Source organism: Streptococcus pseudopneumoniae (assembly GCF_001072375.1).
Taxonomy (GTDB): Bacteria; Bacillota; Bacilli; order Lactobacillales; family Streptococcaceae; genus Streptococcus; species Streptococcus pseudopneumoniae_L.
This window is the reverse complement of the sequence record NZ_JVKV01000007.1, coordinates 25,101-36,111: the sequence shown is the minus strand read 5'-3', so window position 1 is coordinate 36,111 and position 11,011 is coordinate 25,101. Positions and strand designations below refer to the sequence as shown.

Annotated in this window: 9 protein-coding genes; 1 reads left to right on the top strand and 8 read right to left on the bottom strand. The window is 39.6% G+C overall.

What is annotated here, in order from left to right; translation table 11 throughout:
* Positions 1 to 45: 45 nt before the first annotated feature.
* Positions 46 to 1,236 (bottom strand): O-antigen ligase family protein, encoded by a 1,191-nt coding sequence (locus ADH31_RS00430; protein ID WP_049508212.1) that lies wholly within the window; start codon positions 1,234 to 1,236, stop codon positions 46 to 48.
* 210 nt (positions 1,237 to 1,446) lie between these two features.
* On the opposite strand from ADH31_RS00430, the gene birA reads away from it, so the two are divergent.
* Positions 1,447 to 2,382: a bifunctional biotin--[acetyl-CoA-carboxylase] ligase/biotin operon repressor BirA gene (gene birA, locus ADH31_RS00425; protein ID WP_049508210.1), complete on the top strand. Its 936-nt coding sequence runs from the start codon at positions 1,447 to 1,449 to the stop codon at positions 2,380 to 2,382.
* A 56-nt stretch (positions 2,383 to 2,438) separates the two neighbouring features.
* On the opposite strand, the gene ADH31_RS00420 is transcribed toward birA, so the two are convergent.
* The 7 genes from ADH31_RS00420 to ADH31_RS00390 form a co-directional block, all read right to left on the bottom strand.
* Complete coding sequence (locus tag ADH31_RS00420; RefSeq protein ID WP_049508207.1) at positions 2,439 to 3,629, bottom strand: acetate kinase; 1,191 nt, start codon at positions 3,627 to 3,629, stop codon at positions 2,439 to 2,441.
* 49 nt (positions 3,630 to 3,678) lie between these two features.
* Positions 3,679 to 4,632 (bottom strand): class I SAM-dependent methyltransferase, encoded by a 954-nt coding sequence (locus ADH31_RS00415; protein ID WP_049508205.1) that lies wholly within the window; start codon positions 4,630 to 4,632, stop codon positions 3,679 to 3,681.
* Between the two features lie 103 nt (positions 4,633 to 4,735).
* Positions 4,736 to 5,875 carry an N-acetylmuramoyl-L-alanine amidase family protein gene (locus ADH31_RS00410; protein ID WP_049508203.1) on the bottom strand — a complete coding sequence of 380 codons (1,140 nt, stop codon included), beginning with the start codon at positions 5,873 to 5,875 and terminating at the stop codon, positions 4,736 to 4,738.
* A gap of 118 nt (positions 5,876 to 5,993) precedes the next feature.
* Positions 5,994 to 7,601, bottom strand: a complete 1,608-nt coding sequence (locus ADH31_RS00405) for a CTP synthase (RefSeq protein WP_049508200.1) — start codon at positions 7,599 to 7,601, stop codon at positions 5,994 to 5,996.
* A gap of 313 nt (positions 7,602 to 7,914) precedes the next feature.
* Positions 7,915 to 8,490, bottom strand: coding sequence for a DNA-directed RNA polymerase subunit delta (gene rpoE / locus ADH31_RS00400; protein WP_000418422.1), 576 nt, complete (start codon positions 8,488 to 8,490; stop codon positions 7,915 to 7,917).
* Positions 8,491 to 8,782: 292 nt separating this feature from the next.
* Complete coding sequence (locus ADH31_RS00395; RefSeq protein ID WP_049508198.1) at positions 8,783 to 9,982, bottom strand: ABC transporter permease; 1,200 nt, start codon at positions 9,980 to 9,982, stop codon at positions 8,783 to 8,785.
* A complete protein-coding gene (locus ADH31_RS00390) occupies positions 9,979 to 10,872 on the bottom strand; it encodes an ABC transporter ATP-binding protein (protein WP_006147212.1) in 894 nt (297 codons plus the stop codon). Before ADH31_RS00390 ends, ADH31_RS00395 begins: the two co-directional genes overlap by 4 nt.
* Between the last annotated feature and the right edge of the window lie 139 nt (positions 10,873 to 11,011).

Here is an 11,011-nt window from a genome sequence, read left to right as displayed (position 1 = left end):
CAAAGACAATTGAGAGGCTAGGACTTTTGTCCCAGCCTCTTTTTGTTAATCAACTAATTCATCAATCATACTATGTTTTAGTGGTAAACTACACATCACTAAAAGGAAAATAAAGGATGATTGGATCCAAAATAGCGCCAAATCAAAAATTCCGTGCACAGCTACTACTGTCAAGAAAGAGAGGTAAAGTCCAAGGATAGGACGCTTACTAGGTACTTGACTCATATCAATCAACATTCGTACCGGAGTGGCAGAAGCAATCCCCAAGAGAACGGTACCGACAACTCCATAACTCAAAATCGTATCTATATAGATACTGTGGGCGTGTTCATGATAAGGTGCTCCAATACGAGGGAAAGAGTGCATGTAGGTTAGCGGTCCTTCACCCCAGAATGGATTTTGCTTAAACAAGGCCATTCCAGCATTCCAGATAGAAACACGTTCTTCCATAGATGAATCTAAGGTTCCCATTCGAACACCCAAATCACTCGAAAATAGGAAGGCTAAACCAACCCCAAAAACTCCTATACTAAGCCAGAAGGCACGCCAGTTTTTAATGGTCGTGAAGAGGTAAATGATAGCTCCAAAGATGATGGCTGGAAAAGCTGTACGATTCTGCGTAAAGTTTAAACCGAATAAATTAGCAAAGATGGCAATCATAGAAAAGATTCGTAACCACCTTAACTTAGTTGTGCTAATCAGATAAAAACCAATCATGATACAGAAACAACAGATAATTCCATAGTAATTAGGGTTAAAGAAGGCAACCTCCGCTCGGTTTTGATGCCAAACCTGCATCCGTGGTGAGAGGAAGGTATAATCAAATTTCTTTACAATTTGGAAATGTTCCAAGGCTGCAAAGACTGCTGCCAAGACACTTGAGGCTAAAACTCCTTCAATCGTCAACCTAAAAAATTTAGGAGTCAATTGAGCTTGGTAATAGTAAAAGAAGATGGCAAACAGAAACATGGCCACCGAAGAAACTACTCCCATCACATTTTGTGCTAGAAGAGAAATTGCAGTGCTATAAGCAATAAAAAAGAGCAAGACAGGGTGTTGAGACAAACGTTTTAAGATTCCCTTCATCTCCCCGGTATATACTAACCAAAGTAAGTAAGAGATAAAAATAATAACAAAAAGATAAAAAGGAAGAAAAATACTCAGAATAACTCCTAAAAGAAGTCCTTCTTGTTTCGATAAACTTTTTAACTTTTCAATGACACCTATTGATTTCACAACAGATCCTTTCCTTCTGAATATCACATTCAGATAAATAAGTTATTAAAACATTTTACCATTTTTCAAGAGATTTGAAAACCTCTTTGCCTCTATACTCCTAACTAAAACTGGGTAAAATTTTATAGTTAGCTAAGATTACTTGAAAATCGCTATCCCTTTTTTAAAAATATGGTACAATAAGTCTAATTATTCCAGAAAGGATCTAGCATGAAATCCTACCAAGAAGTCTATAAAATACTAGCTACTGAAACTGATTATCTAAGCGGAGAAAAAATAGCAGAGAGATTAAACCTATCTCGAACTTCCGTATGGAAGGCGATCCAACGTCTCCAACAAGAGGGGCTGGAGATTGACAGTATCAAAAATCGTGGGTATAAACTTCTGGACGGTGACCTTATCTTGCCTCAGGAAATCGAAGCGAATAGTCCCATTACTGTCCAGTTTAAACCCTCAACAAAATCTACCCAAACCGATGCTAAAGAGGCTATGGAAACTGGTGCAAAAGGGGATAAACTCTACCTTTCCACTAGCCAAACCATGGGACGCGGTCGTTTTCAACGTCCTTATTATTCTCCAGATAAGGGGGGAATTTACATGTCCCTTCACCTACAGCCCAATCTCCCTTATCAGAATCTTCCTGCCTATACACTTCTAACAGCTGGAGCTATCTACAAGGCTATCAAAAACCTTAGTTTAATCGACGTGGATATCAAGTGGGTCAATGATATTTATCTGAACCAGAAAAAAATTGCTGGTATTCTAACAGAAGCCATTACCTCCGTCGAAACTGGACTCGTTACAGATGTTATCATTGGAGTCGGGATCAACTTTTCTATCGCTGAATTTCCCAAGAATCTACAAACTAAAGCTGGAAGCTTATTTTCTCAACATACTCCCATTACTCGCAATGAATTGATTGCTGAAATCTGGAAATGTTTCTATGAAACAGAAGCCGATGAACTCCTCTATCTCTATAAAAAACGCTCAATCGTTTTAGGAAAAGAGATCTCTTTCAAGAAGGATCAAGAAATAATCACAGGAAAAGCCTGTGACATCTCTGACCAAGGCCAACTGCTGATAGAATTAGCCAACGGTGAAAAGATTTGGCTCAATAGTGGCGAAGTTTCACTGACTAAATGGTAGTTTTCCTAGATCAAAAAAATCGACCTTTATTATTGAAGGTCGATTTTTTTGATCTGTTATTTTTTCAAACGTTCAACGTCACGTGCAATGACTAATTCCTCATCTGTTGGAATTACTAGTACTCGGACACTTGCTGCATCTGTCGAAATATCTCCGGTTGCACCAAAGACATTTTTCTCTGGATCTACATCGCAACCAAACCAAGAGATCCCTGAAATAACATCTTCACGTACATTAGTAGAATTTTCACCGATACCTGCTGTGAAAATAATAGCATCTGCTCCATTTAGGACTGCAAGGTATTGACCAATATGTTTTTGGATACGGTCAACATACATTTCATAAGCCAAAGTAGCATCGTGATCTCCTGCCTCCATAGCAGCAATCACGTCACGCATGTCACTAGATTTACCAGAAACACCCATCAACCCTGACTCACGATTGAGGATACGACTGATGTCCTCAGGCTTGTTAAAGTCCTCTGTATATTGCATTAAATAAGGAATGATGGCTGGGTCAATATCCCCTGTACGAGTTCCCATCATTACACCACCAAGTGGAGTGAATCCCATTGAGGTGTCAACAGATTGACCACCCTTAACAGCTGTAATCGAAGCACCATTACCGATATGGCAAGTGATTAGCTTCAACTCTTCTAGTGGACGTCCCAAAACCTTCGCTGCTTCTTGAGCAACATACTGATGGCTTGTACCGTGAGCGCCGTACTTACGAACCTTGTTTTCTGTGTAATATTTTGTTGGTAGAGGATAGCGATAAGCTTTCTCTGGCATACTTGTATGGAAGGAAGTATCAAAAACAACGACACTCGTAATATCTGGCAATAATTCTTTGAAGGCACGAATACCCGCAGCATTCGCAGGATTGTGCAATGGAGCAAGAAGACCTAACTCTTCAACTTTTTCAATTACATCACCTTCCACGACTGTAGATTCTTTGAAGTACTCTCCACCTGCAACGACACGGTGTCCAACACCAGTAATTTCATCATAAGATTTAATAATATCAAAACGAATCAAGTCATCAAGCAAAATCTTAACTGCCAAAGTATGGTTGTCAATGTCAAGGACTTGTTGTTCTGAACGACCATCAAATTTAACTGTAGAAATAGAATCTTTCAATCCAATTCGCTCAATCAACCCTTTTGCTAATACTTTTTCTTCTGGCATTTGGTAAAGTTGCCATTTCAAGCTAGAGCTTCCAGCGTTAATTGCAATGGTTTTTGTCATAATGTTTCCCCTTTTTTAAGCGTTTTCAACTATTATATCAAAATTTATACTAGATTTCATGTTCTTGACACCAATTTTGAAAATTTTCCTTAAATTCCAACAAAATTTCAGGATCCCGAAGGCTAGTAAGTGGATAAACAAAGGGCTCTGTCCCTTCTCCCACCTTCTTTTGCAAAACAAAAATGGTCTTAGACTGGGCTCCTTGAGCGAATAGATCCTCTGGTAAAGCTATGATAGCGACTAGTTGAGCTTGATCAGTCAGCCAGGATTTCAAGAGGTCACTCTGGGGACTCGTCAAAAGATCTGTTGGAGCAAGGAAAATAGCATAACCTCCCGTCTTAAGATACTTGAGAGATTGCTCCATTAATAGATGATGAGCATAAGTATGTTCATCCTTTGCTGCCACTTGATAACGTGAGGCAATTTGATCGTCTGGGTAGTAGCCAATTGGGAGGTCGCTCACAATAAAATCACTTTCTTTTAATACTTGTGGACGTACTGCATCTCCTTGGACAAAGCCCATTTGAAGATCCATAACTTCAGCCATACTCGCCGCCAAATCAATCAAGAGGTCGTCTATCTCAATCCCTAGGTAATCTACCTTTTTGTTCATGGACGTTAAAAAGCTAGCACCCAGAATTCCCATCCCAGAGCCCAATTCTAGTAGACTTAGATCTTTAGCAGGCCACAATTGCTCCATCAAAAAAATCATCAAGTGACCAATCGCATCTGGTGTAAACTGGTGGTTGGCCTGAAGAGGTTCCGTTTGCGCTGCCTTCATTAATAAGAATTGGTAGGTTCGTAACCACTCTTCTTTTCGAAGAGCCAATCGTTTTAAAGCTTGATTGTTTTTCTTGACATCTTCCAGATTTGTCTGACCATCCAGATAGATTCCATTTTGCTCAATTAAGGCATCGTAAAAATTTGTCGTCAAATCATTTTGAATGATTTGGACATTTTCTAGTAAATAGGTATATGCTTGTTCAATTTTTTCAAAATCCATACACTTATCTTACCAAAAATAATGTCCTTTTTCCAGATTTTCATAATTGTGAAAATGAAAAAAAGAAAATCTACCTCCTCAGTAGACTTTCTCTGTTTAACATTTATTTCCAAGCACCACTGGCATCTACATAATAACCATCTGGTGTGCGTGTATTGCTAAGCATATTACCAGATGAAGCCAGATAGTACCACTTACCATTATCTTTGACCCAACCTGTTGCCATTGCACCAGAATCTTTTAGGTAATACCAAGAGCCCTTATCTTTGATCCAGCCTGTTGCCATTGAACCTGAGTCTTTTAGATAATACCAAGTACCACCATCTTTAAGCCAGCCTGTCGCCATTGAACCTGAGTCTTTTAGGTAATACCAAGAACCGTTATCATATAACCAATCAGCTGAAATCATAGCTCCTGATGATTTAAAGGCATACCAGCTGCCACCTTGGTATAGCCATGTTTGATTAAACATAACCCCTTCATCATCCATAAAGTACCATGTTCCCTGATCATTGATCCAAGCATCTTTAACTAGTTGACCTTGTTTTTGATAGTACCAGGTTTCACCGTGATTATTTTTTACCTTTAGCCAGCTTTCTGCTTTTACAATCGGATAAAGTTCTCGGAAAGCTCCCTCACCCTTATAGGAATGACTGATAGAACCTGGTTTTACAAGTTTCATACCACCATATTCGTCTGCCCAAGCATAGACTTTTTGACCATTGACAGTTTCTGGTAAGGTAGCAGTGTAAGTCTTGGTTTGATAGTCCCATTTGGTATCAAGATAGGTGTATTGATCATTTGATTCTTTAATATGGTAGTAGCCTCTCTTTCCACCGTCATGATATACATCATCTACTACTTTAGTGGACCAGGTCTTTACTTCATTTCCGCTCTTGGCTTCTACCTTAATATCCCCTCTATAGCCATAAGGTACGTAGAAATTCAGGAAACGTCCTTCTTCACCAATATTGGATCTATCCACTTCTTGAGCTAGGAAATTGACAGTCTGGTCTTGACCATCTAAAGTAACTTTCCATTCAATTTTTTCGTTTTTAGGCAAATCCAAGGCTTTGATATCTATGTCATGGCCATTGTTAAATCGAAGAATTTTGCCATCTAGATATTGAACACCCCCCTTAATACGCCATACCTCTTGTAGCTCAAAAGCCTTGGCAGATTGAGGGAGAGCCAGCATAGCTAAACCTGCTAAAGACAAACTAAACAGTGTAATTTTTTTCATGAGATTTCCTCCTGTTTTTATCCATGTTAATTATATCACTATGTTATTTTTTTGCAAGAGATATCCTAAATGTATATAGGAAAAACCTCTGAGATAACTCTCAAAGGTTTTTATGAATCTATTTACTATTTTCAACTGCTGCTGTTACAAAAGCAGTGTAGAGTTCTTCTGGGCGGTTTGGACGACTTGAAAGCTCTGGATGGTACTGACAAGCCACAAAGAATTTATTTTCTGGAATTTCCACAATTTCGACCAAGCGGTTGTCTGGTGAAACACCTGAAAAGACAAAACCTGCTCCTTCAAACTGTTCACGAAAAGCATTGTTAAACTCATAACGATGACGGTGACGGCGTTGCACCACCTCTTTGTTATGATAAGCTGCCGCTGCCTTAGAACCACGTTTTAACTTAGAAGGATAAAGTCCCAAACGAAGGGTACCACCCATGTCCTCAACATCAATCTGATCACGCATGATATCAATGATAGGGTATTTGGTATCAGGATTTAGCTCTGCTGAATTAGCTCCTTCAAGACCTAAGACATTACGGGCAAACTCGATACAGGTCAACTGCATACCCAAGCAGACTCCAAGCATTGGTACATCATTTTCACGCGCATAGCGAATCGCTTCAATCTTACCTTCTGTTCCACGTTGGCCAAAACCACCTGGAACGATGATTCCGTCAGCGTCAGATAGGCGTTCTGCCACATTGTCAGCTGTCACATCGTTAGCATTGACCCAATCAATCTTCACTTCTGCATCATTGGCATAACCAGAGTGTTTCAAAGCTTCAACAACTGAGATGTAGGCATCTTGCAACTCAACATACTTACCAACAAGGGCAATCTTGACTTGTTTTTTGAGATTCATGACCTTGTCAACCATAGCTGACCACTCTGTCATATCTGCTGCAGGTGCATCAATTTTCAAATGGTCACAGACAATTTGATCCATGCCTTGTGCTTGCAGATTAAGTGGGATTTGGTAAAGATGATCCACATCCAAGGACTCAATAACTGCTTCTGGCGCCACATCACAGAACTGGGCTAATTTATTTTTAATCCCTTGTCCTGCTGGTTTTTCTGTACGAATGACCAACATATTTGGCTGGATTCCCAGACCACGCAATTCTTTGACAGAGTGTTGAGTTGGTTTGGTTTTCATTTCACCAGCTGCCTTGAGGTAAGGAAGCAAGGTCGTATGGATATACATGACATTATCTGCACCCACATCTGCCTTCATCTGACGAAGAGCTTCTAAGAATGGAAGGGACTCGATATCGCCGACTGTTCCACCAACCTCTGTAATAATAACGTCAGAGTCAGTCGTTAGAGCAGCACGCTTGATTTTTTCTTTCAAAGCATCTGTAATATGAGGAATAACTTGGACAGTTGCACCCAAATACTCTCCACGGCGTTCCTTACGAAGAACTTCGCTGTAGATTTTACCAGTTGTCACGTTTGAGTATTTGTTAAGATTGATATCGATGAAACGTTCATAGTGACCTAGGTCCAAATCTGTCTCAGCCCCATCATCTGTTACAAATACTTCTCCGTGCTGGTAAGGGCTCATGGTTCCTGGGTCGATATTGATATAAGGGTCAAATTTTTGAATGGTCACCTTCAAACCACGGTTTTTCAAAAGACGCCCAAGGCTCGCTGCAACGATCCCTTTCCCAATAGACGATACCACACCACCAGTGACAAAAATATATTTCGTAGACATAGATTCCTCTTTCTAAAATGCTCAAGGTCTTGTTCACTAACAGGGGATTGAGGAAACAAGACCTTCATCAATAACTACACCCCAAGAAGAAAAGCTTCCTGGAAAAACAAAAATAGCTCCCTAATAACTAGGGAGCTCCGACCTCTAAAAGAGGTGCCCGAACAATATATTACCTCAAAATGAAGCATTTGTCAAATAGAACAAATCGTTGACTTGGCATTCTATCTTGCAAAACTCATTCAGACTAAAAAGAGGCTGGGACTAGGAAATCGAGACTTAAGCGACCGATACCTGTTCCAGCACCTTTTTGTTTTTATTCTTCCTCTTCTTCAGAGTCTTCGTCGTCCTCTTCATTAAGATCGACTTCTTCATCTAGATCATCTGGGGCGATTTCATTGATTTCAGCATCGTAGGCTTCCACTTCATTCTTCTCATCATCTGGATTTTCATCATCATAAGAAAGAGCTGGATCTTCTTCGTATGCATCCTCATCTTCTGGATCATCTGCACTGTAATCAATAGCATCTGCATCACCATCCATGAAGGCGTTGACACGTTTTTTCTTAGCCTTAGGTGCTACTTCTTCATCATCACTTTCCTCAAGAGCAATGATTTCCTCATCGATTTCATCAACTCCATACCATGAACGAAGACCCCATTTGTTATCTCCAAGTGAGATAAAGCTACCGTCAAAGTTCAACTCTGTGTAGAACAAAGGCAAAGCTTCACGAATATCGCTATTAGAGGTACCGAGATAGTTTTGGATTTCATTAACTAAATCACTAAAATGCATTTCGTGATCACGACCACGGAGTTCCAAGATGGCACGAGCCACCTCAATCATAGATAGTTCACTTTTTTCTTGCCCAGCAAATACTTCTAATTCCAAAGCGTTTCTCCTCATTTTTTACTACTAACGCCAGAGTGGATAAACTCTGATCTCATTTTATCATGTACTCTTTATTGTACGATAATTTTGCCTAATAGTCAAAGGTTTAGGAGAAATAAATGTGAAATATTTCAGCTAATTAATACTCAATGAAAATCAAAGAGCAAACTAGGAAGCTAGCCACAGGCTGCTCAAAACACTGTTTTGAGGTTGCAGATGGACGCTGACGTGGTTTGAAGAGATTTTCGAAGAGTATAAAAGACCTGGGAGATACACTCACAGGTCCGTGACTTTATTTATAGCTCAAAGCTCGTTTAAAGGTTTTCCAGATCCCCAAATCATCCGTTTGAAGAACCAAACTAGCATACATACGTCCAATAAAAGCTGTTGCAGTAACTGCAAAAATAACCGTTATAGCAAGCGAAATCCAAGCCTCTAGTCCATTTGCGTAACCATTGATAGTTCTGAAAGGCATAAAGAAGGTTGAAACGAATGGAATGTAAGAACCGATTTTCAAGATTAAATTATCACCAGAAGTTCCTAATACAGTTACTCCAATGAAACCTACCATAATCAAAAGCATCAAAGGCGATAAGGCCTTACCAGAATCTTCAGGTCGCGAAACCATAGAACCTAAGAAGGCAGCCAAGACCACATACATAAAGAGACTAACCAAGACAAATAACAAGGTATTGATCGAAAAGGCTTCTCCCAAGTGATTTAGAATACCTGAATTTGCTAAGATAGGCATATCCTTAAAGAAGAAAATAGCTCCAAGTCCACCTACAACATAAATACCAATATGAGTCAAAATAACAAGAAGTAAGGCAATCATGCGTGCGTAGAAATAATGGCTAGCACGAATGCTTGAGAAAACCACTTCCATGATTTTGGTTCCTTTTTCACTAGCTACCTCTTGAGCAGTGACACTAGCATAAGTAATCAAAATCATATAGAGGAAGAAACCCAGTCCTGCAGCCGCAAAGGTTTGGACCATCTTTTTATTTTCCTTGGCTTCATCAATCTGTTCTGTGAATTGAATTGTTTGAGCCAAGCGTTTTTCCTGTTCCTGAGACAAATTTGCTTCTGAACGGTTGAGTTGGGATTGGAGTTCATTCAACTTAGCGGTCACTGCTAACTTAATGCCACTCTCTAGTGAAGTTTCACCATGATAGACTGCCTTGAGGACACTATTCTCCTGGTCAATGGTTAGATAACCTTTTATTTTCTCATCTTTGATAGCGGCTTGGGCACTTGCTTCATCCTTATAGTCAAAGTTAAGACCATTGGTCGATTTAAGTTCTTCTGTAACAAGAGGAACAGAACTAACTACTGCTACCTTACTATTTTGAGCTAAGGAAGAACCTTGGAGAACACCAATTCCTCCAGATAGACCTAAAAAGAGGAAAGGCGAAATCACCATAAAGAAGAAACTCCAAGACTTGACATGTCTTAGATAGGTTTCTTTGATTACAACCCACATATTTCTCATACTTCCACCCCTGATTCTAATTTAAAGATTTCATCGATTGTTGGAGCTTGTTGATCAAACGTCGCGATATATTGACCTTGAGTCAAGATTGGGAAGAGTTCTCTACCTGCACTTTCATCATCTAAAATCAACTTCCAGCTACCTTGCTTGGTCAAGCTAACCTGTTTGACATGAGGAAGACTCTCCAGTTCTTCCTTGCTTCGTTCACTTGAAACAAAAAGTCGTGTTTTGCCGTATTGATTGCGGACTTCTTGAACCGGTCCATGCAAGACCACACGTCCATCTCGAATCATGAGGATATCATCACAAAGTTCTTCGACATTGGTCATGACATGGTCAGAAAAGATAATGGTCGCGCCGCGTTCTTTTTCTTTCAAGATAACCCGCTTAAGAAGTTCGGTATTAACTGGATCCAAGCCACTAAAAGGCTCATCTAGGATAATCAAATCTGGTTCATGAATCAAAGTAATAATCAACTGAATCTTCTGTTGATTTCCTTTTGAGAGACTTTTGATCTTGTCCGTCAGTTTCCCCTTGACTTCCAGTTTTTCCATCCATTGAGGGAGTTTTTCTTTGATTTCCTTGGTGTCCATGCCTTTTAGGGTCGCTAAGTAACGAACTTGTTCAAGGACTGTCAATTTAGGCATAAGACTGCGTTCTTCAGGGAGATAACCAATGCGAGCATAGGTCTCCTGACGAATGTCTTGACCATCAAGCTCAATCTCCCCTTGATAGTCTAAAAATTTCAAAATACTGTGAAAAATAGTTGTTTTCCCAGCTCCATTTTTACCAACCAGCCCTAAAATACGCCCTGGTCTTGCTTGAAAGTCAACACCAAACAAAACTTGCTTAGGCCCAAAACTTTTCTCTAGATTTCTTACTTCGAGCATCATCCACCTCCGAAATTTATTGCACTCATTATACTCCTTTTTGATAGCATTTACAATGATTTATGTACATTTTTAAATCTTGATTTCAAGAAGGATATTTTCTGGATAGGAACTTTATTAGCTTATCACCAAGCATTTT